This window comes from Rhodovulum sp. ES.010 (genome assembly GCF_900142935.1).
Taxonomy (GTDB): Bacteria; Pseudomonadota; Alphaproteobacteria; order Rhodobacterales; family Rhodobacteraceae; genus Rhodovulum.
This window is the reverse complement of record NZ_FSRS01000001.1, coordinates 2,764,625-2,785,884: the sequence shown is the minus strand read 5'-3', so window position 1 is coordinate 2,785,884 and position 21,260 is coordinate 2,764,625. Positions and strand designations below refer to the sequence as shown.

Annotated in this window: 19 protein-coding genes; 4 read left to right on the top strand and 15 right to left on the bottom strand. The window is 66.6% G+C overall.

What is annotated here, in order from left to right; all coding sequences use genetic code 11:
• Positions 1-2: 2 nt before the first annotated feature.
• The gene (locus BUR28_RS13725) at positions 3-1,571 is read right to left on the bottom strand and encodes a phytoene desaturase (protein ID WP_074220646.1); all 1,569 of its coding nucleotides are present in this window, start codon (positions 1,569-1,571) and stop codon (positions 3-5) included.
• 139 nt (positions 1,572-1,710) lie between these two features.
• Here BUR28_RS13725 and BUR28_RS13720 point away from each other — a divergent pair, with 139 nt between their 5' ends.
• From BUR28_RS13720 to bchO, 4 genes are read left to right on the top strand one after another with little or no spacing between them, the layout of a single operon-like run.
• Positions 1,711-2,490 carry a hypothetical protein gene (locus BUR28_RS13720; RefSeq protein WP_074220645.1) on the top strand — a complete coding sequence of 260 codons (780 nt, stop codon included), beginning with the start codon at positions 1,711-1,713 and terminating at the stop codon, positions 2,488-2,490.
• The gene (gene bchI, locus BUR28_RS13715; RefSeq protein WP_074220644.1) at positions 2,487-3,500 is read left to right on the top strand and encodes a magnesium chelatase ATPase subunit I; all 1,014 of its coding nucleotides are present in this window, start codon (positions 2,487-2,489) and stop codon (positions 3,498-3,500) included. The genes BUR28_RS13720 and bchI overlap by 4 nt, the downstream gene beginning before the upstream one ends.
• On the top strand, positions 3,487-5,193 hold the full coding sequence (locus BUR28_RS13710; RefSeq protein WP_254813752.1) for a magnesium chelatase subunit D: 1,707 nt from the start codon (positions 3,487-3,489) through the stop codon (positions 5,191-5,193). The genes bchI and BUR28_RS13710 overlap by 14 nt, the downstream gene beginning before the upstream one ends.
• 9 nt (positions 5,194-5,202) lie before the next feature.
• On the top strand, positions 5,203-6,066 hold the full coding sequence (gene bchO, locus BUR28_RS13705; protein WP_074220643.1) for an alpha/beta fold hydrolase BchO: 864 nt from the start codon (positions 5,203-5,205) through the stop codon (positions 6,064-6,066).
• Positions 6,067-6,128: 62 nt separating this feature from the next.
• Here the strand turns inward: bchO and BUR28_RS13700 are convergent, their stop codons facing one another.
• From BUR28_RS13700 to bchF, 14 genes are all read right to left on the bottom strand, one after another.
• Complete coding sequence (locus BUR28_RS13700; protein WP_074220642.1) at positions 6,129-6,569, bottom strand: c-type cytochrome; 441 nt, start codon at positions 6,567-6,569, stop codon at positions 6,129-6,131.
• A gap of 263 nt (positions 6,570-6,832) precedes the next feature.
• Positions 6,833-7,654, bottom strand: a complete 822-nt coding sequence (gene puhE / locus BUR28_RS13695; protein WP_371441597.1) for a putative photosynthetic complex assembly protein PuhE — start codon at positions 7,652-7,654, stop codon at positions 6,833-6,835.
• Complete coding sequence (acsF, locus tag BUR28_RS13690) at positions 7,651-8,766, bottom strand: magnesium-protoporphyrin IX monomethyl ester (oxidative) cyclase (protein ID WP_074220641.1); 1,116 nt, start codon at positions 8,764-8,766, stop codon at positions 7,651-7,653. The genes puhE and acsF overlap by 4 nt, the downstream gene beginning before the upstream one ends.
• Positions 8,763-9,059: a hypothetical protein gene (locus BUR28_RS13685; protein ID WP_074220640.1), complete on the bottom strand. Its 297-nt coding sequence runs from the start codon at positions 9,057-9,059 to the stop codon at positions 8,763-8,765. The genes acsF and BUR28_RS13685 overlap by 4 nt, the downstream gene beginning before the upstream one ends.
• 48 nt (positions 9,060-9,107) lie before the next feature.
• A complete protein-coding gene (puhC, locus tag BUR28_RS13680) occupies positions 9,108-9,575 on the bottom strand; it encodes a photosynthetic complex assembly protein PuhC (RefSeq protein ID WP_074220639.1) in 468 nt (155 codons plus the stop codon).
• Positions 9,576-9,583: 8 nt separating this feature from the next.
• Positions 9,584-10,213 (bottom strand): photosynthetic complex putative assembly protein PuhB, encoded by a 630-nt coding sequence (puhB, locus tag BUR28_RS13675; protein ID WP_074220638.1) that lies wholly within the window; start codon positions 10,211-10,213, stop codon positions 9,584-9,586.
• Between the two features lie 12 nt (positions 10,214-10,225).
• Complete coding sequence (gene puhA / locus BUR28_RS13670; RefSeq protein WP_074220637.1) at positions 10,226-11,011, bottom strand: photosynthetic reaction center subunit H; 786 nt, start codon at positions 11,009-11,011, stop codon at positions 10,226-10,228.
• A gap of 17 nt (positions 11,012-11,028) precedes the next feature.
• Positions 11,029-12,468: a PucC family protein gene (locus BUR28_RS13665; protein ID WP_074220636.1), complete on the bottom strand. Its 1,440-nt coding sequence runs from the start codon at positions 12,466-12,468 to the stop codon at positions 11,029-11,031.
• Positions 12,465-13,148: a magnesium protoporphyrin IX methyltransferase gene (gene bchM / locus BUR28_RS13660; protein ID WP_074220635.1), complete on the bottom strand. Its 684-nt coding sequence runs from the start codon at positions 13,146-13,148 to the stop codon at positions 12,465-12,467. Before bchM ends, BUR28_RS13665 begins: the two co-directional genes overlap by 4 nt.
• A gap of 13 nt (positions 13,149-13,161) precedes the next feature.
• Entirely contained in the window at positions 13,162-14,058 is an 897-nt protein-coding gene (gene bchL, locus BUR28_RS13655; protein WP_074220634.1) for a ferredoxin:protochlorophyllide reductase (ATP-dependent) iron-sulfur ATP-binding protein, read from the bottom strand.
• A 21-nt stretch (positions 14,059-14,079) separates the two neighbouring features.
• Positions 14,080-17,655, bottom strand: a complete 3,576-nt coding sequence (locus BUR28_RS13650) for a magnesium chelatase subunit H (protein WP_074220633.1) — start codon at positions 17,653-17,655, stop codon at positions 14,080-14,082.
• Positions 17,645-19,192 carry a ferredoxin:protochlorophyllide reductase (ATP-dependent) subunit B gene (bchB, locus tag BUR28_RS13645; protein WP_074220632.1) on the bottom strand — a complete coding sequence of 516 codons (1,548 nt, stop codon included), beginning with the start codon at positions 19,190-19,192 and terminating at the stop codon, positions 17,645-17,647. Before bchB ends, BUR28_RS13650 begins: the two co-directional genes overlap by 11 nt.
• A complete protein-coding gene (locus BUR28_RS13640) occupies positions 19,189-20,478 on the bottom strand; it encodes a ferredoxin:protochlorophyllide reductase (ATP-dependent) subunit N (protein ID WP_074220631.1) in 1,290 nt (429 codons plus the stop codon). Before BUR28_RS13640 ends, bchB begins: the two co-directional genes overlap by 4 nt.
• Entirely contained in the window at positions 20,475-20,978 is a 504-nt protein-coding gene (bchF, locus tag BUR28_RS13635; protein WP_074220630.1) for a 2-vinyl bacteriochlorophyllide hydratase, read from the bottom strand. Before bchF ends, BUR28_RS13640 begins: the two co-directional genes overlap by 4 nt.
• Positions 20,979-21,260: the final 282 nt, after the last annotated feature.

Here is a 21,260-nt window from a genome sequence, read left to right as displayed (position 1 = left end):
CGTCATTCCGCCGCGACTTTGCCGGCGTCGGGGACCAGTTTCGACAAGACCTCGGCCGAGGTGACGACGCTGGGCAGCCCCGCGCCCGGATGGGTGCCGGCACCGACCATGTAGAGCCCGTCGACCTCTTCGGAGATGTTGTGCGGCCGGAAATTCGCACTCTGGAAGATGCGCGGCTCCAGCGAGAAGCCGGCGCCGTAGGGCGAGAGGTAGCGGTCGCGGAACGTCTCTGGCGTGAAACAGAGGCTGGTGGAGATGTGCTGGCCGAGGCCCGGCATGAGCTTGTCTTCCATGACGTCCTGAACCGCCTGGCGGTAGCGTTCGCCATGGGCCTGCCAGTCGACCGGGTCGTCCGTATGCAGGTTCGGCACCGGCGAGAGCGCGTAGAACGTGTCGTCGCCCTCTGGAGCCGCCGAAGGATCGGTCACGGACGGGCGGTGGATATAGAGGCTCATGTCGTCACAGAGCTTCTCCTGATGGAAGAAGATGTCCTTGACGAGACCCTTGTAGCGCGGGCCGTTCAGCACGGTGTGATGGCCCACGTCCTTCCACATCCCCCGCGTTCCCCTGGTGCCGAAATACCAGACGAAAAGCCCCATGGACCAGCGCTTCTTCGCAAGCGAATCGTCGGTCCAGCGCCAGCGGCGATGGTTGCGCAGCAAGCGATTGTAGGTGAACCCGGCATCGGCATTCGACACCACGAGATCGGCCTTGATCGCTTCGCCCGAGGCCAGCTTTACGCCGGTGACCTTGTGCGACTGCTTCTGGCGTTCGACCGTGATCTCGTCCACCTCGGTCCCCAGGCGCATGACGCCGCCCTGGGATTCGATCACGTCGGCCATGGCCTTGGCGATCGCGGCGACGCCGCCCATCGCGTAATGCACCCCGAATTCCTTTTCGAGGTAGCTGACGAGGATATACATCGAGGTGACGTTGAACGGGTCGCCCCCGATGAAGAGCGGATGGAACGACAGCGCCATGCGCAGGCGTTCGTCCTTTACCCGGCTTGCGGCATGGGCATAGACCGACTTGTCGGCGCGCAGCAGGCCGAAGGTGTGCAGAACCTTCGCAAGGTCCGCCCACTTGTGCATCGGTTTGCGGCCCAGTTGCTCGAACCCGAACCAGTAGCGCTTTTCGCTGTCTTTCAGGAACTGGTCGTATCCCGCGAGGTCGGAGGGCGAGAGACGGGCCACCTCGGCGCGCATCTTCTCGGTGTCCTGGCAGGCGCGGAAGCGTTCGCCGTCGGGGAAGACGATCTCGTAGAACGGGTCCATCGGGACCAGCTTGACGTCCCGATGGAAGTCGCGCCCGCAGGCTCTCCACAACTCCTCGAACACCCAGGGCACGGTGACGATGGTGGGGCCCAGGTCGAACCGGTGGCCGTCCTGCCAGATCGCCGAGCCGCGCCCGCCGGGGACGTCGAGCTTGTCGATCACCGTGACCTTGTAGCCCTTCGCGCCAAGGCGCATTGCCGCCGCCAGACCCCCCAGCCCGGCGCCGATTACGATGGCCTTTGGGCCGCCGGCCCGGACCGCTTCCTCCGCCAGGGCGGGATCGACTCGTGTCATCATGTCGCTAGGTTAAACCTGTCTAGTTTAGTTTACAATGCGCCTGCCGGGTTCTACCGGATACGTATCGAGGGCGGCAGGTAACGCGCGGTCGCACCCCGACGTGCCACGGACAAAGACAGTTGCGCATGGAGAATCGCCAATGCAAGTCGTTACCATCAGCTTCTTCCGTTACGACAACTGGGCCGGTCGGCTCGAGGCGCTGAGCCAGATGGCGCGCGGCAGGTTCGCGCTGAAGAATGTGCCGGGGCTGGAGTTTTTTAAGCTCCTCGGCACCGGCTCGGATGCCGGCTTCAACCCCAAGCCCAACGTCGACGTCAACGCGATTCTCTGTGTCTGGCCGGACATGGAGACGGCCAGGGCGGGTTTGCAGGGCAGCGTCACCCATCGCAGCCTCCGCGACCATAGCTGCGAGACCTACACGATCTATCTCACGCCGATCTCGACCAAGGGCGAATGGTCCGGCGTCAAGCCCCTGCGCCCGACCGAAAAGGCCGACGAAACCGGCAACATGGCGGTACTGACGCGCGCCACCGTCAAGCTGCCGATTGCGCTGCAGTTCTGGGCCGAGGTGCCCGACATCCAGTCGATCGTGGCCGAGCATCCCAACTGCGCCTTCCATATCGGCATGGCCGAGGTGCCCTGGGTGCAGCAGGTGACCTTCTCGCTGTGGAACAACAAGCGCGAGATGACGAGCTTCGCCCATGGCGACTGCCCGCATGGCCGGGCGGTGAAACACGTCCGCGAAGGCAACTGGTTCAAGGAAGAGCTCTATGCCCGCTTCAACATTCTCGAAGAAGAGGGTACGTGGGAGGGCGGAAGCCCGGTTCAGCGGTTGAACGCCGCGCCCGGGGGAGACGCGCAACCCAAGCCGGCACCCAAGAAAAAGGCGCCGAAGAAGAAAGTAGAAGAGACCGCATGACCCAACCCTTTCCCTTCTCCGCCATCGTCGGGCAGGAGGAGATGAAGCAGGCGATGATCCTCACGGCGATCGACCCGGGGATCGGTGGCGTTCTTGTGTTCGGCGACCGCGGCACCGGCAAGTCGACCGCCGTGCGCGCGCTGGCCGCCCTTCTGCCGCCGATCCATGCGGTCGCGAGTTGCCCGGTCAACTCGCCCTCGCTCGACACGTGCCCGGACTGGGCGCATCTGACCTCGCACGAGATCGTCACGCGGCCCACCCCCGTCGTGGACCTGCCGCTGGGCGTGACAGAGGACCGGGTGGTCGGCGCGCTCGACATCGAGAAGGCGCTGACCAGCGGGGAAAAGGCGTTCGAGCCGGGGCTTCTGGCGCGGGCGAATCGGGGCTATCTCTATATCGACGAGGTGAACCTGCTGGAGGACCACATCGTCGACCTGCTGCTGGACGTCGCCCAGTCGGGCGAGAACGTGGTCGAACGCGAAGGGCTCTCGATCCGGCATCCGGCGCGCTTCGTGCTCGTCGGGTCCGGCAACCCCGAGGAAGGCGAGTTGCGCCCGCAACTTCTCGACCGGTTCGGCCTGTCCGTCGAGGTGGAATCGCCCAAGGACATCGACACTCGGATCGAGGTGATCCGCCGCCGCGACGCCTACGAGATGAACTATGACGGCTTCATGGAGCAATGGCGGGCGACCGATTCGGAGCTGCGCGACAAGATCCTCGCCGCGCGCGACCACCTGAAGGCGATGGAAAGCGACGACGCGGTGCTGCGCGATTGCGCCGAGCTGTGCCTGGCGCTGGGATCGGACGGGTTGCGCGGGGAACTCACCCTGCTCAAGGCCGCGCGCGCGCTGGCCGCCTTCGAGGGCGCCGACAAGGTCGGGCGCGACCACGTGCGCAAGGTGGCGCCGTCGGCCCTGCGCCACCGCCTGCGCCGCGATCCGCTGGACGAGGCGGGCTCGACCACACGCGTTTCCCGCGTCGTCGAGGAGGTGCTGGGTGAGCCTGCCTGACGAGTCGGTCTGGACGCGGGTCGAGGTCGGCCTGAACGCGCTGGCGGTCGACCCCGCCGGCCTCGGCGGGTTGTGGATGCGCGCGCGCTCGGGCCCCGTGCGCGACCGGCTGATCGAGGCGCTGCCCGCGCTCCCGCTGCCGATCCGCCGTCTGCACCCGTCGATCGGCGACGAACAGCTTTTCGGCGGCATCGACCTGACCGCGACGCTGTCCTCGGGCAAGCTGGTGGAGCGCGCCGGGGTGCTGGCGGAGCCGGCCATTCTGCTGCTGCCGATGGCCGAGCGCACCCAGCCGGGCCTCGCCGCGCGGCTGGCCGGCGCGATAGACCGGGGAACCGGACATTGCCTGATCGCGCTGGACGAGGGCGCCGAGCCGCAGGAAACGCTGCCCGAGGCGCTGACCGACCGGCTGGCGCTGCATGTCGACCTGGACGCCCTGTCCTTCGGCCAGACCGACGAGATCGTGCTGGACGACGCCGCGCTGGCCGAGGCGCGAAATCGGCTGCGCTCGGTGCGGGCCGCCGACAAGGTGCTGGAGGACCTGACGCTGCTGGCCGCGCGGCTCGGCGTGCATTCGATGCGCGCCCCGATGCTGGCGCTGCGCACCGCCCGGGCGCTGGCGGCCATCGCCGGCAATGACGAGGTGGAGGCCGACGACCTGACGGCGGCGGTGCAGCTTGTCCTCGGTCCGCGCGCCACGCAATTCCCCGAAGACGAACAGGACCAGCCGCCCGAACAGGACCCCACCCCGCCCGAGCCGGAGCCGGAGCCCGACAAGGGCGAACAGGACGAAGGCGAGGGCCAGTCGCTGGACGACCTGCCGCTGCAAGACATCCTGCTGGAGGCCGCCAAGGCCACCCTGCCCGCCGACCTGCTGGCGATGCTCGCCTCGAAAAAGGCCAATCGCGGCGCCGGGGGCAGTGCCGGCGCGGGGGCCAAGCGCAAGGGCAACCGGCGCGGCCGGCCGATCCCGTCGCGGCGCGGACGGCTCGACTCCGGCTCCCGGCTGGACGTGATCTCGACCTTGCGCGCCGCGGCGCCTTGGCAGACCATCCGAAAGCGGGAAAGCCGGTTCGAGCGGTCGCTGCACATCCGGTCGGACGATTTCCGCATCAAGCGCTTCGAGGAGAAATCCGACCGCCTGCTGATCTTCGTGGTCGACGCCTCCGGCTCGGCCGCCATGACCCGCCTGGCCGAGGCCAAGGGCGCGGTGGAAATCCTGCTGGCCGAAGCCTATGCGCGGCGCGACCACGTCGCGCTGGTGGCCTTCCGTGGCGAAGGGGCGGAATTGCTGCTGCCGCCCACCCGCTCGCTCGTCCAGACCAAGCGCCGGCTGGCGGCGCTGCCGGGCGGGGGCGGCACGCCGCTGGCCGCCGGGCTGAAGATGGCGCTGGAGGTCGCGATCCAGGCCAAGGGGCGCGGCATGACGCCGACCGTCGCATTGATGACGGACGGGCGTGCCAATATCGCGCTCGACGGCTCGGCCAACCGGGCGATGGCGGGAGAGGACGCGACACGGATGGCGACCGCGCTGCGCATGAACGGATATCCGGCGATGGTGATCGACATGGGCCAGCGCCCAGAACGCGCGCTCAAGGCGCTGGCCGAGACGCTGGGCGCCCCCTACATTCCGTTACCGAGGGCCGATGCCGACCGGCTCTCGACCGCCGTATCGGCCGCCCTAGACGCCTGAAGGTACCCCATGGACTGGACCCGGGACGGAACCGACTGGTCGAACCGGGAGCATTCCCGCTTCGTGCGTCACCGGCCGCATTACTGGCATATCCAGGAGGCGGGCGACGGTCCCGTTGTGGTCCTGCTGCACGGCACCGGGGGGGCCACGCATAGCTGGCGGGACGTGTTTCCGAGTCTGACCCGGCACTACCACGTCGTGGCGCTCGACCTGCCCGGCCAGGGCTTCACCAAGCTGGGCGCCCGGCAGCGCTGCGGTCTCGACGCGATGAGCCAGGATATCTCCGCGCTGCTCGACGGCGAGGGCCTGCTTCCCGACGCGATCGTGGGCCATTCGGCGGGCGCGGCGATCGCGCTGCGAATGGTGCGCGACCTCAAGCGCCCGCCCAAGGCCATCGTCGGGATCAACGCGGCGCTGGAGAATTTCAAGGGGATGGCCGGTTGGCTGTTCCCGGTGATGGCGCGGATGATGGCGCTTAACCCGTTCTCCGCGCCCGAGATTTCACGCTGGCTTGGGAACGCAACCGGGGTGGAATACATGATCGGCGGGCTCGGCAGTCAACTCTCGCCCGAAGGGCTGGCGCTCTACCGCAAGCTGGTGGCCGACCGCCACCACACCGATGCGACGCTGGCCATGGTGGCGCAATGGACGCTTGACGGGCTGGGGCACGACCTTCCCGGTATCGAGGTGCCGACACTGCTGATCGTGGGCGAAGCCGACCGGGCCGTGCCGCCATCGAGCTCGGCCCGCGCAGCCGAACGGCTGCCCCGGGCCGAGTTCCTTCGCCTGCCCGGCCTCGGTCACCTCGCCCACGAGGAAGCGCCCGAAGAGGTCACAGCACGGATCGTGTCGTTTCTCGACGCGCATCTCTGAGACCGCACGAAAATGGCCGCCGGAACCTACCGGCGGCCCGAAAACGCAGCGGCTCTTCGGCGTTACTCCTCGTGAACGCCGAGGCTTGCCAGGTAGGCGAAGATGTCGACCGCCTCATCTTCCTTGCGGACCTTGTGCGTCATCGCCCCGCGGGCCTTGGAGTCGCCCAGGTACTCGCGCAGGTAGGCGGTCGGGTCCTGCGTGTATTTCACGAACTCTTCCTCGGTCCAGACAAGGCCCTTTTCGCCGGCCTCTTCCATCGACGAGGAGTAGCGGAAATCCTCGATCGCGCCGGCATGCCGCCCGGGAACTTCGTAAAGGTTCGGCCCAACCCTGGCGTTGCGGCCGGCCAGCGTCTCGCCTTCGTCGTTCACGACGACGTGGCAGGTGATGCACTGGCGGAACGCCTTCTCGCCGGCGGCGGCGTCTCCGGTCGCCTCGACGGCAAGCGCGGGGCTTGCGGCCAGGGCGGCGGCCGCGACAAGAACGAAGTGGGTTTTCATAGAGTGTCTCCCTGACTCGGATCGTGCGTGCATACCATGGAGTGCAGTCGCGGGAAGGTCAAACCCCCAAAAGGGATTGTTTTTCGCTATCGGCCCGCGCCTTCAGGGGCGTTGCGGGGTCATCGGCGCGCGAAGGACCCCGAGCGGGCAGCCCTTCGCAGTCTGGAATGGTTCCAATATCGCCAGGAAAACGCCTTCGACCCCAGGGTGCACGCGACGGGCGCCCGGCAGCCGGCACCGGTGCGACCGCCTGTCGCAGGCCGTCACGCGTCGCGAAGGTCGTCCCGCCGGCTCTTGCGCGCTTCGCCGGCCGCCTTCCGGGTCGGCAGCATCCAGCGCCAGAGCCGTTCGTCCGGCAGCGGCAGGACCATCAGCCAGTGTTCGAGCAACGCAAGCGCGGTGATCGCCGCCAGCAGCGCAAAGCCGACAACCTCGTGTGGCGTCGTGGCCGAATAGAGCCGTTCGGCCCAGCAATAGACCGCGAAGGTCATGAACGAGACCGAGAACGGAAACAGCCAGTTCAACCGGGAGATTCGGAAGTGGCTGGGTACATGGGCCAGCACCTGTGGAATGAACTCCAGATTGATCTTGGGAACGCCCAGAAACAGGTTCAATTTGGCCGAGATCCGGGCGAAGAACAGCACGATGAAGGTCCAGAGCCCGACCGAGTTGGGGGCCGCATAGCTGGTCACCAGCATCACGAACAGGATCAGGACCAGCAAGGTCTCATGGTAGGCGATGGTGCCGTAGGCGCGGATGAACCGCTCCCATCCACGGGCCCCGTCGTGGCAATGGGTGGTGTTCGGCCCGGCGACGACGCCCGTCAGGAAGGCCAGTTCCACCCACCCCCAGATGGCAATGGCCGCGAAGAAAGCGAGATAGGCGGACGCCACCGTTTCCAGATGGCGCGTCAACTCGAACAGCCAGACCCCGCCCCCCATGAGGGGCAGAGCCATGACCGTCGCCCGCAGGTGGGCCAGACGGCCCCGATGTTCGGCACGGCGCACGACCAACAGAATCGCCCCGGTGGAGAACCACCAGATGAACAGGGCTGCCAGAGCCGCAAACCATGCCGAACTGATCAATAGACGGGCTCCAATCGCGTCTTGGCGGGCACCTCGTGCCGCTTGGCCGGAATCGTGTAGAGCATCGCGAAGGCCCAGGCCGCCTTGGCCGACCCGGACCATTGCGTGAGCTTCCCGCCGAGACCGCCGTGCTTCTTGCCCGCATCCACCTGCGCCGAGGCCGCCTGAAGCGTCTTCAGCCCTTTCATCCAGCGCGGATGTTCGATGTCCAGAGTGATCGGGAAGACCTGCTTGGACAGTTCCGAGGTCTTGCGGAACACTTCCTGCCCGTACCAGTCGGTATCGACGTCCAGCGCCTTGTGGAAGGCCGGGCGCTGGTGGTCGCGGACATGCATGGTGGCGTAGACCGCGGTCAGGAAGAACTTGATCCACCAGACGTTCACGCCCGAGGTCAGTTTCGGGTCGGTCTTCATCAGGAGCGCGAAGGCCTCGCCGTGGCGGAACTCGTCATTGCACCACTCGCGGAACCACTTGAAGATCGGGTGGAATCGCTTTTCGGGATGCGCCTCGAGGTGGCGATAGATCGTGATGTAGCGGGCGTAGCCGATCTTTTCCGACAGGTAGGTGGCGTAGTAGATGAACTTGGGCCGGAAATAGGTATATTTCTTCTTCTGCGTCAGGAAGCCCAGGTTCACCGCGATGCCCGCCTCGCGCAGCGCATCGTTGATGAAACCCGCATGCCGCGCCTCGTCGCGCGCCATCAGCTGGAACAACTCGGTGATGTCGCGGTTGTTGCCGCGCCGCTTCATTTCCTTGTAAAGGACGCAGCCCGAGAACTCCGCCGTGCAGGAGCTGATCAGGAAGTCGATGAACTCCTTCTTGAGCGCCGGGTCCATGGCGTCCCAGTCGACATGGTCCCAATTCTCGTCCTTCTTGAAGTGGCCCTTGTTGGGGTCGGCCTTCATTTCCTCGATGAGCTGGTCCCAGTCCTCGCGCACCGGGGTCACGTCGACCGAGTCGAGCTCGTCGAAATCGGTGGTGTAGAAGCGGGGCGTCAGCAGGGTGTCCTGCATCGCGACGGCGGTCGCGGATTCGGAATCGAGAACAGCCTGCTTTTCCTGGATCGCGAGACCTTCCTCGACGGTGGTGGCGTCGGCGGTATGGACGTTCATAGCGTCGCCTCCTCGGAGAAGGAGAACTCGCAAAGCTCCATGAACTCGAAATCGCCGGTCAGCCGCGTCCAGAGCCGTTCGACGGCCGAGGCGCGGGTGATGGTGGCGGTGCGATCCTCTGTCACGACCTCGCCATAGGGGGCCATGATCTCGGGGCCGTGAACCAGCACCTCGTCGCCCGGGTGGACGACGGCCCCGTTGTTGAACCGGACGTGAGCGTGAAGGCTCTCGAACTTGTGGGAAACCTCAACCGTGCAGGGTGCGGTCTCCTTCTCTCGGGTGAAAAGTCCCATTTCTTGGTTCCCTGTTTTTTGTGATGGGGGCCATGTCTCCCTCCCCCTTCAGTCCAGCAGCCGCGCGAAAGCTGCCGCGTTATCGGCACCGAAGCCGATCAGTTCCGCACGCCAACCCGTCAGGTCGTCGTACAGAGAGAGCCGTCCGCCTTCGTAGCGGACGAGACGTACGGGCGCATCGGCCGGGGCGTCGATCTTGCCCCGCTCGCGTTGCAGCACCCGCCAGACTCCGGCGATGAAACCGCCCTGTTCGGAGTCGAATTCGTGGATGACGTTGCCCTCGGTGTCGTAGACCGTCGCCGCCCCGGTCATGCTGCCTTCCAGCACGATCATGCGTTCCGCGGCCACCGGCGCGGTCGCGTCGGGCATGGCCGCCAGGGGCTTGTCGGTGATCCGGGCATAGGTCACCACCGCCAGCGAGAACAACACGAGCGCGAACATCGCCTTGATCAGGACCGGGGGGATCTTGTCCGGGTCCTGCCGCTGCGGGTATCTGCGCGGGTCGGTCGCTGCCATGGTCGTTCCTACTCTGCGGCCAGCGCATCGTCTCCGACGCGCGTGATCTTCGGTTCGGAGACCCGCGTTTCCGCTGCGTCGGCGATCAGTCTTGCGACCTTTGCCGCTTCAGGGATGCAGCGGAACGCGGGTTCCGTGCGAGCCATCCGCCAAGGGCGAACATGCGGCCAACACAAAAGGTACGAGAACCGGGTGGTCCCCATCAACTCGAACGCGATCGTTCCTGTCCCGGACTTCCGCAGGTCCAGGTTGGCGTTGCCGATCCACGTGTAGGGCAGGTTCAGCGTCATCGAAAGCGCCGCCCCGATCCGAAGCGCAACCCGCCGATTGGTGACGGTGTAGACCGCCGCCCTGGACTGGACGAAGGCCGTCATCATCAACAGCGCGCAGACGAACCCCCCGAGGAACAGGAAGAAGGACGAGGCGACCGCCGCCTGGGACAGGGACATGGTCTCTGTGGCGACGATCACCCTCCAGAGGAACAGCACGACGAAATATCCCGCCACCCAGTAGAGCGCGAGGCTCTCGCGGGCCAGCGCCCACCAGTTCGGGGAGCCCTGCCAGAGGATTTCTTCCCCCTCCGGCAGTTCTTCGGGCAGGCCCCTGATCGGTTCGATGGCGAAATCGTCGTGGGACATCGTTTTGCGCTCCTAGAGCTGCGGCTCCAGCCGCTCTTCCGGGTCGGCGTAGAGCTTGCCGCCGGCATAGTAGGCGCTGACCTTCTCTTCCTCGAGCTTGGTCACCTGGGTCGTCGACTTGATCGTCGGCACGTCGGCGAAGTGCTTGCCGTAGATCGAGTGGACCTTGACGGCCGGCTTGCCGAACCACGCGATCTGCGCCAGCGGCATCGGCAGCAGACGGCGGCCACCGCCATGTTCGTTGTCCAGTTCGATTTCGAGATAGCGCACGACGGCCTCGGGTTCGTCAACCCAGAGATCGACACAGGAGCCGACGGTTTCGCCATCGGCGGCGACCACCGGCATGCCGCGCGGGTCGCGCCCGGCGCTGACCTTGAAGCCCTTGAGCGCCGCGAGGGGCTGGATCTTGGGATGGCCCTGGCCCGTCAGTTCGGGTTCGTCCTTGCGCGCGCACCAGGCGGCCGGGCCGACGCCGTCCTTCATCGGGTCGCCGGTCGGCTCCAGCGGATAGCCATTGTTCTGGGTCGCCCTGCGCAGCGCCAGGTCCTTGTTCCGAGGGTCGGTCTGGCCGTTCGGGACGGTCAGTTCACCCTGCCCGTGGGGCAGCTTGTAGGTCTTCTTCTCGGGCAACGGGAACATGCCCTGGTTCGGCGCGGGGTTGCCCAGCTCGTCCTCGAGCGGGTAGCCCTCGTGCATGTTGGCCCGCTGGAGATAGAAGACAAGCCCAGCGAAGAACAGCCAGAACGACCAGATGGACAGACTGGCGAGATCGAAGTTTCCGAAAAATGCGTTGACCATGGGTTCGGTCCTCCGGGTCAGGTTGGGAAGTCGGCCAGCCCGATCTTGGCCGAGGCATCCCCGTTGGGATGATTGCGATCCTGTGGCCGCACGAGCGGCCCCAGGACAATGAGTGTCACGAACAGCAGGACGATCTCAATGTGGTAGACCGCCGCGTATCCGGTGGCCGGGGTGTTCAGCCCTTCGCCGAACGTACCGGCCATCGCGAAATGGCCGACGACGTCGCGCAGCGTGCCGCCGATCGCCACCGCGAGGCCCGCCGCCGTGGCCTGGGCCGCGCCCCAGGCGCCGAGTGCCAGGCCACGACCGGCCTTGCCATCGACGGGCATCGACATCGCCGCGGTCAGCGTTGCGACCGCGAACAGCCCACCGCCGAAACCGATGCCACAGGCCCCGGCAAAGAACAGCGGCGCCGAGCCGAGCGGCCCGGCCAGAATCACCGCCGTGAAGGCCCCGATTCCGGCGAGGATGCCGCTGGCGCCCATGCGGTAGAGGTTGACGCCCTGCAACAGCCAGCGCGCGGCAAGGGCGAATCCCGCCAACGCCCCGATGGCCCAGGTGCCGGTCAGAAGGGTGGTGGAGGACACCGACAGCCCGAGAACCTCGCCGCCATAGGGTTCGAGCAGCACGTCCTGCATGTTGAAGCCCAGCGTGCCCAGAGCGACCACGGCCAGCAGCCGGCCGGCACGTCCGCCGCGGGCGAAGTCCTGCCAGGCATCGCCGAAGCTCGGCGGCCGGGTGGACCGTTCCGCCTTGCTCATCGGGTTCATCGGCTCCTGCTTCCACAGCGCGACGAGATTCAGCACCACGGTCGCCACCGCCGCCCCCTGCACGACGCGGATCAGCGTCAGCTGGGAGAAGTCGCGCAAGAGCCAGCCGATCACGATGGCCGACACGCCCATGCCGATCAGGAACATCACGTAAAGCAGTGCGACGACCCGCGGCCGGGTCTCGTCATTGGCGCGGTCCGAGGCAAGCGCAAGGCCCACCGTCTGGGTCATGTGGATGCCGAGGCCCGTCATCAGGAAGGATGCGGCGGCCAGCGCCTCGCCCGCCCAGGCGGGACCCAGTGTCTGGTCGCCCGACAGCACGATCAGCGCGAACGGCATCACCGCCAGCCCGCCCATCTGCCAGAGCGTGCCGAACCACATGTAGGGGATGCGCTTCCAGCCGATCGCCGAGCGGTAGTTGTCGGACTTGAAGCCCATCAGCGCCCGGAACGGCGCGGTCATCACCGGCAGCGCGATCATCATCGCCACCACCATCGCCGGCACCGACAGCTCCACGATCATCACGCGGTTCAGCGTGCCCAGCAGCATGACCGTGGCCATGCCGACCGAGACCTGGAACAGCGACAGGCGCAGCACGTCGCGCAACGGGAAGTCCTCGGATACCGCGTCGGCGAAGGGCAGATAGCGAATGCCCAGCTGGGCCATCTTCTTGGCGCCCAGGATCATGGCTCAAGCTCCATCGCCTGGGAGATGTAGAAGCCCTTGGCCACGCGTGCGACCGGCCGCAGGTGCCCTTTCACGCCGGCCTTGCGCAGCGCGGTGGCGATGCGGGCCTCGGAATGGGGAATGATGCGCGGCGACCGGTCCGAGCGCGGGAACAGCTTGCCGGTGACGTGCATCGCCGACAACAGCGGTGTCTTGGGCGCCACGGTGAAGACGACCTTGCCGCGCGTCCGCGGTGCGAGTTTCCCCAGCGCCGCGGCGATATCGGGCGCCTTGTAGTGGATCAGGCTGTCCATCGCCATGGCGTAGTCGAACCGGCCCAGCCTGTCGGACAGCATGTCGCCCGCCACGAAGGTGATCTGGCCGTGATACTTCGACGGGATGCGGCTCTTCGCCACGTCGAGCAGGCTTTGCGAGATGTCCACCGCGACGACCTCGGCGCCCCGTTGCACCAGTTCGAGCGTCATCGGCCCGGCGCCGCAGCCGGCGTCCAGGACGCGGGCGCCGGTCAGGTCGTCCGGCAGGCGCGAAAGCATCGCGGCGCGCATCTGGTCGCGTCCCTCGCGCACCGTCTGGCGGATGCGCGACACCGGCGCGTCGGAGGTCAGCCTCTCCCACGTCTTCGCCGCGGTGCGGTCGAAGTAGTGTTCCAGCCGTTCACGTGTGCGGGCGTAGCTGTCCATCGGCGGGCGTTCCTCAATCGAACCCGAGAAGCTCGAAGATCTCGCGGTCGGGCAGCGGTTCGGGCGCCAGCGGCTCGGTCCCGTTCCACAGCGTCTCGGCGAGGCGGATGTATTCCTTGCGGCAGGCGACGATGTCGTCGTCGTCGGGCATCGCGAAAAGCGTCTTCTTCATCAGCCGCGACCGGCGAATCGCGTCCACCAGCGGCATATGCGCGATCCGGTTGAAGCCGACGCGATCGCAATACTTGTCGACCTGGTCGGTGCCTTCGGACCGGTTGCAGATGCAGCCCGCGAGGCGGACGTTGTAGTTCTTGGACTTGGCCTGCACGGCGGCGATGATCCGGTTCATCGCGTAGATCGAGTCGAAATCGTTGGCGGTCACGATCACCGCGCGGTCGGCATGCTGCAGGGGCGCGGCGAAGCCGCCGCAGACCACGTCGCCGAGCACGTCGAAGATCACCACGTCGGTATCTTCCAGCATGTGGTGCTGCTTCAACAGCTTGACGGTCTGCCCGACCACGTAGCCGCCGCACCCGGTGCCCGCGGGCGGGCCGCCCGCCTCGACGCATTGCACGCCGTTGAAGCCTTCGGTCACGAAATCCTCGGGGCGCAACTCCTCGGGGTGAAAATCCACGTCCTTCAGAACGTCGATCACCGTGGACTGCAGGTGCCCGGTCAAGGTGAACGTGGAGTCGTGCTTGGGGTCGCAGCCGATCTGCAATACCCGCTTGCCGAGCATCGAGAAGGCGACCGACAGGTTCGACGAGGTCGTCGACTTGCCGATCCCGCCCTTGCCGTAGACCGAAAAGACCTTGGCGCCCTCGATCTTCATGGACGGGTCCTGATGGACCTGGACGGAGCCTTCGCCGTCCTCGCCCTTCAGCGCCGGAATTTCATCTCTGGGGCTCATTGGTTCCCTCCATTCGCGGCTCTATTCGGCCGCAATTCCTTCGAGCCGGTCTTCCAGCTCGTCTGCGGCCGCCTGCAGCGCGGCCAGGGTTTCGGCGTCGGGTTGCCAGTAGTCGCGGTCATGCGCCTCCAGCAGGCGGTTGGCCAGTTTCGCACTTGCGGCGGGGTTCAGGCTGGCCAGCCGTTTGCGCATCTCGTCGTCGAGGACGAAGGTTTCCGACAGCCGTTGATACACCCAGGGCTCCACCTGGCCGGTCGTTGCCGACCACCCGAGGGTGTTGGTGACCTGCGCCTCGATCTGGCGCACGCCTTCGTGCCCGTGCTTCAGCATGCCCTCGAACCACTTGGGGTTCAGGCTGCGCGACCGGGTTTCGAGATCGACCTGCTCCTTCAGGGTGCGAACCTTGCCCTCGCCGCGGGTCTGGTCGCCGATATAGACGGCGGCCTCGGACCCCTTGGCGCGCTTCACGGCGCGGGAAATGCCGCCGAGCGTGTCGAAATAGTGGTCGACGGTGGTCACCCCCAGTTCCACGCTTTCGAGGTTCTGGTAGGCGACGTCCACGTCCTTCAGCGTCTGCTGCAGAAGCGCGGCGTTGGCCTTGGATTTGCCGTCGCGGCCATAGGCATAGCTCTTGCGCGCCTCGTAGGCGTCGGCCAACTCATCCTCGTCGCCCCAGGCACCCGAATCCACCAGTCCGTTGACGTTGGAGCCATAGGCCCCCTCGGCATTCGAGAACACGCGCAGCGACGCCGTTTCCATGTCGACGCCCATCTTCTCGGCATGGGCCAGCGAATGGGCGCGGATGTAGTTCATCTCGAGCGGTTCGTCCTCGGCCATCGCGGCCTTCCAAGCAGCCTCGGCCAGCATCCGGGTCTGCAGCGGCAGAAGGTCGCGGAAAATGCCCGAGAGCGTCATTACGACATCAACGCGCGGGCGCCCCAATTCCTCCAGCGGCACGAGGTCGGCGCCGCAGAGCCGGCCGTAGCCGTCGAAGCGGGGCCTGGCGCCCATCAGCGCCATCGCCTGCGCGATCGGGCCGCCATCCGACTTGATGTTGTCCGACCCCCACAGGACCATCGCCACCGAGCGCGGCAGGCTTTCATGCGCGTCCAGCAGTTTCTGGGCTTGTTTCGCACCCTCCTGCATGGCGAATTGCGTGGGCATGCGGAACGGGTCGAAGGCGTGGATGTTGCGGCCCGTGGGCAGCACCTCGGCCGAGCGGATCAGGTCGCCGCCCGGGACCGGCTGGATGTAGCGACCCGACAGCGCGCGCATCAGCGCCGGCAGTTCCGTGTCCTGCTGCAGCCACTGATCGACGCGCTCGCGCGTCTCGTCGTCGGTCTCGCACATCACCCGCAGATGCTCGGCGCGCTCGTCATCCGAGACCGGCCGGCCCAGCACGTGCAGACCGTCGGGGATCAGCGCGTCCTCGGTTTCCAGGAGCTTCAGCCACAACGCCTCGGGCGGCGTGCCGCCCATGTCCACCGCCTCGGCCTGCACCCGGATCAACTCTTCCAGGTCGGCCATTTCGGGCGAGTCAGGCTGCGTGTTGCGCCAGCGGGTCAGGCTGTCCTTGAGTTCCTGCAACCCCTTGTAGAGCCCCGACGACGCCAGCGGCGGCGTCAGGTGGGTGACCGTCACCGCGTTGGACCGCCGCTTGGCCAGCGTCGCCTCCGACGGGTTGTTGGACGCGTAGAGATAGACGTTCGGCATGTCGCCGATCAGCCGGTCGGGCCAGTCGCGCGCGCCCATGCCGGCCTGCTTGCCGGGCATGAATTCCAGCGCGCCGTGCATCCCGAAATGCAAGAGCACATCGGCGCGGAAGCTGTTCTTGAGCCAGAGGTAGAAGGCACTGAACGCATGCGTCGGGGCAAAGCCCTTCTCGAACAGAAGGCGCATCGGGTCGCCCTCGTAGCCGAAGGTCGGCTGCACGCCCACGAAGACTTTGCCGAACTCGCGCCCCAGCACGAACACCCCGCGCCCGTCCGAGCGGATCTTGCCCGGCGCGGGGCCCCAGACTTCCTCGATTTCGCTCAACCACGGGGTGCCGCGCACCAGGTCGTCGGCGGGCACATGGGCGCAGACATTCGCCTCCTGCCCGTACTGGCGGGCATTTCCCTCGAGGATCGAGTCGCGCAATTCCTCCACGCTGCCGGGCAATTCGCCGACGTCGTAGCCCTCGTCCTTCATCCTGTGGAGGGTGTTGAACAGGCTCTCGAAGACCGAAAGATAGGCGGCGGTGCCGACAGCGCCCGCGTTCGGCGGGAAGCCGAAGAGGATGACGCCCACCTTGCGGGCCGCGACTTCGGACCGACGCAGGCGGGCAAGCCGCTCTACCCGGGCGGCCAGCGTGGCCACCCGCTCGGAACAGGCCGCCATCTCCTTGCTGTCGGCCTGGCAGGCGCAGGCCTTGGGGCAGCCCTGGCAGCCCTCGGGACCATGACGGCCGCCGAAGACGGTGGGCGAAATCGCGCCGTCCAGTTCGGGCAGCGCGATCAGCATTGTCGTCTCGACCGGGCCGAGGCCGCCCGAGGACGCGCTCCATTGCCCCAGCGTCTGGAATTCCAGCGGGTGCGCGGCGACGTAAGGCACGTCGAGCCCGCTGAGCACCTCGACCGCGGCCTCGCTGTCGTTATAGGCCGGGCCACCGATCAGGCTGAAGCCGGTGAGCGAGACCAGCGCGTCGACATGAACCCCGTCCTCGCCCTTGAAATAGGCGTCGACCGCGGGGCGCGCGTCCAGTCCGCCCGCAAAGGCCGCGATCACGCGGATGCCCCGCTCCTCGAGCGCCCGGATGACCGCATCGTAATGGGCGGTGTCCGAGGCGAGGATATACGAGCGCATCAGCAGGACGCCGACCGTGGCCACGGGGGTTTGGGTGCGCGGCAGGTCGGCGGGGTCGGTCGTGATCCGATGGGGGATATCGGGGTGATACAGGCCGACCTCGGGGTAATCGATGGGCGCTTCGGAATGGCCGCCGCGCCAGGTCGCGTCATGGGCGTAGCGCGAGATCAGGAAGCGCACCATCTGCTCGACATTGTCGTCCGAGCCGCCCAGCCAGTACTGCATTGTCAGGAACCAGGCGCGCAGGTCCTGCGCCTTGCCCGGCACATAGCGCAGCATCTTGGGCAGGCGGCGCAGCATCGCCATCTGCTTCTCGCCATTGCCCTTGGGCGCGCCGTTCGTGCCCTCCTTGGAGCCGCGCAGCTTCTTCAGAAGCTTCATCGGCCCCGAGGCGGGCTTGGTCATGTCGAGATCGCCCATCCTTGTCAGCTGGACGACCTGCTTGTCGGCGATGATCCCGATCATCGCGTCACAGTCGTCCCGCCGCGCCTGCAGGTCGGGCAGGATCGCGGTGATATGCTCCTCGATGAACAGCAGGTTCACAATGATGATGTCGCCGTGGCGCACATCGTCCTTGGCCCGGGCCAGAGCATCGGGGTTCTCGGCCCAGGTCGCCGCGGCATGGACCGAGACGGTCAGCCCCGGAAAGTCGTCGCGCAGGCGTTCCGTGACACGGGCGGCGGGACCGGCCGAGTGCGAATCCAGCGTGACGATGACGACTCGGTAACCGGGGATATGGCGATCATCGCGCATAGTGGGCCTTTGCCTCGTACAAGGTTTCGACGCTGATTTCGTGCACGCCCTTCTCGAGCGCGAATTTCTCGGTGTTCCGCTTGGCCTTGCCGCGCACGAAGAACGGGATCTTCTTGAGTTCCTTCTCCGCGTCCGACAGCCAGACGATATCGCCCTCGGCCGGTGGCGCGGCCGCGGCGGGTTGCGCGGCTTCGGGCGCGGGCGCCGCATCGACGGCGCGCAGCTTGGCCTGCCCGCCATGGTGCGAGGCGCCGGCCTCGTCGTGGAACTCGAAATCCTCGCGGAACATGTGCAGCAGGTGCTCTTCGAGGCCCATCACCAGCGGATGGACCAGCGTATCGAAAATCACGTTGGCACCCTCCCACCCCATCTGCGGGCTGTAGCGGGCGGGGAAGTCCTGCACATGCACCGGCGCCGAGATCACCGCGCAGGGGATTCCCAGACGCTTGCCGATATGGCGCTCCATTTGCGTCCCGAGGATCATCTCGGGCGCCAGTTCCTCGATCGCCTGTTCGACCTCGAGGTAATCGTCGGTGATCAGCGCCTCGACGCCGTACTCCTTGGCCAGCGCGCGGATGTCGCGGGCGAATTCGCGGTTGTAGCAGCCGAGGCCGACCACCTCGAAGCCCATCTCGTCACGGGCGACGCGGGCCATGCATTTCACATGCGTCGCGTCGCCGAACAGGAAGACGCGCTTGCCGGTCAGGTAGGTCGAATCGACCGAACGCGAGTACCAGGGCATCCGCAGGCGGGCATCGTCCGTCTTCGGCGCGACACCGGCCAGTTTCGCCACTTCCTCGATGAAGTCGCGCGTGGCGCCGACGCCGATGGGCACAACCTTGGTGTAGGGCTGGTCCAGGTTCTTCTCGGCCCAGCGCGCCGCGGTTTCGGCATGCTCGGGATACATCAGCACGTTGAAATGCGCGGCCCCCATGCGGGCGATATCGGCCGGTGTCGCCCCCATCGGGGCGGCGACGTTCACGCTGATGCCCATCTCTTCCAGCAGCGCGGTCACTTCCGTGATGTCGTCGCGGTGGCGGAAGCCGAGGCCGGTGGGGCCGATCAGGTTGGCCGACACATGCGCGGTGCGCTCCATCGGCTTGGCCAGCCGTTTGACGATCTGGAAGAACGTCTCGTCCGTGCCGAAATTCTCCTTCCGCTGGTAGCTGGGCAGTTCCAGCGGGATCACCGGAATGCCGAGGTCCATCGCGGCCGACATCCCCTCGGGGTCGTCCTGGATCAGTTCGGCGGTGCAGGAGGAACCGACGATCATCGCCTGCGGCTGGAACCGGGCATGCGCGTCGTGCAGCGCCGTCTTGAACAGGTTCGCGGTGTCCGCGCCCAGGTCACGCGCCTGAAAGGTCGTGTAGCTGACCGGCGGGCGGTGGTTGCGCCGCTCGATCATCGTGAACAGCAGGTCCGCATAGGTGTCGCCCTGCGGCGCATGCAGGACGTAGTGCAGGCCCTTCATCCCCGTGGCGACGCGCATCGCGCCGACATGGGGCGGGCCTTCATAGGTCCAGACGGTCAGCTTCATGCCACACCCTCCAACCCGCTCAGAACCTCGCGCCGCCGCAGCGGCCGGGCAAAGAGACCGGCGAGATCGCCCGCCTGTTCGTAGAAATGGACCGGGGTGAAGACGAGCTCGATGGCCCATTTCGTGGCCAGGCCCTCGGCCTCCAGCGGGTTGGCGAGGCCGAGCCCGCACACCGTCAGGTCGGGCCGCGCGGCCTTGCAACGGTCAAGCTGCAGGTCCACGTCCTGCCCTTCGGCAAGCACCGGGCCCTCTTCCAGAAGGTCAAGATCGGGGCCGACGAGCTGCTTGTTGATGAAGGGCGCGCCGACCTCGACCGCCGCCATGCCGCATTCCCGCGTGAGGAAACGGGCGAGAGGGATTTCGAGCTGGCTATCGGGGAAGAAGAAGATCGACTTGCCCGACAGCGTCTCGGCCGCGGCCGCGATGGCCTTTCGCGCGCGGGAGCGCGGGGCGTCAGTGACGCGGGCGAAGGTGTCGGCATCCACGCCGAATTCCTGCGCGACGGTCCAGAGCCAGGCGGTGGTGCCCTCTTCGCCGAAGGGGAAGGGCGCGGGCAGGATGCGGGCGCCGCGACGTTCCAAGAGTTGGGCGGTCTCGTTCAGGAAGGGCTGAGTCAGGGCGACCACGGTGTTCGGCCCCACGCCCGGCGCCTCGGCCGCGCGATGGGCGGGCAGACAGCGGACAGGCCCGACGCCCATGTCGCGCAAGAGGCCCAGCGCCTGGTCCTCGACCACGTCCGGCAGCGCACCCACCATCAGAAGCTGGCGCTCGTCGCTGTCGGGCAGCGTCGGCACCATCGTGGCCAGACAGGCATCCTCGCCCTCGGTGAAGGTCGTCTCGATGCCCGAGCCGGAATAGTTCATCACCCGCACATGGGGGGCGTGGCGTTCGGTCAGCCGCTCGGCCGCGCGATGGAGGTCGAGCTTGATGACCTCGGACGGGCAGGAGCCGACGAGGAAAAGCTGCTTGATGTCGGGGCGGCGCGAGAGCAGGCGGTCGACCTCGCGGTCGAGCTCGGCATTGGCGTCGGCCAGCCCCGCGAGATCCTTTTCCTCGAGGATGGCGGTGCCGAAGCGCGGCTCGGCGAAGATCATGACGCCAGCGGCCGATTGCAGCAGGTGCGCGCAGGTGCGCGAGCCCACGACCAGAAAGAAGGCGTCCTGCATCTTGCGGTGCAGCCAGATGATGCCGGTCAACCCGCAGAACACCTCGCGCTGGCCGCGCTCCTTCAGGACGGGGGCGTTGCGGCAGCCCCGGGCCGGGGGCTGGGGCGTGAAATCCTTCATGCCGGCACCTCGGCGCTATCGGCCTGGCCCTGCAGGCGCGCCTGGCGCAGCTTCCACAGGAACTGCGCGGCGTTGATGACGTAGGCGGCATAGGCCGCGAGCGCGATAACCATCTGCCCGGTCGGGCCGACATTGCCGGTCAGCAGCGCCCAGAGATACAGCGTGTGCAGGAAGATCACCAGCATCGAGAAGACGTCTTCCCAGAAGAACGCCTTGGCAAAGAGGTACTTGCCGAAGACCACCTTCTCCCAGATCGCGCCGGTGACCATGATGGTGTAAAGCACAAGGGTCTTGATCACGACCGAGATCGTGGCGGCCTCGTAGCCGGCGCCGGTCACGAGGTAGCGCAGCACCAGCGCGAGCGAGACCAGGAACACGAGAAACTGCAACGGCGCGAGCACGCCCTGAACGACGGTCCAGACGGTTTCATCCCGCCGGCGACGCTCTTCCGGTGTGTAGAGTTGGACCGCCTTCGCGGCGGCTCCGTTTCCCTTCGACATCCTCCGACTCCCTGACAGACGGTGGCGGGATCAAGTTAGACCCCGCGGACCGAAAGTGTCAATTGTAATTTACACTCGATGGCATTACACTCGCCTCCAAGGATGAGATGTTGACAGTTCGGGAACGATGGGAAAAGTCGTCTTTTTTCATATATCTAGGCCTCGATTGATTGATTCCTCCCACCGGGGAGGCACGCCAGTGTCAATTGGCTCTGACAATGCCGCACAGGCCATCGGCGACGTCCGCCCCGTGGCTTTCCGAATCCGCTGCAGCGCCGCCTG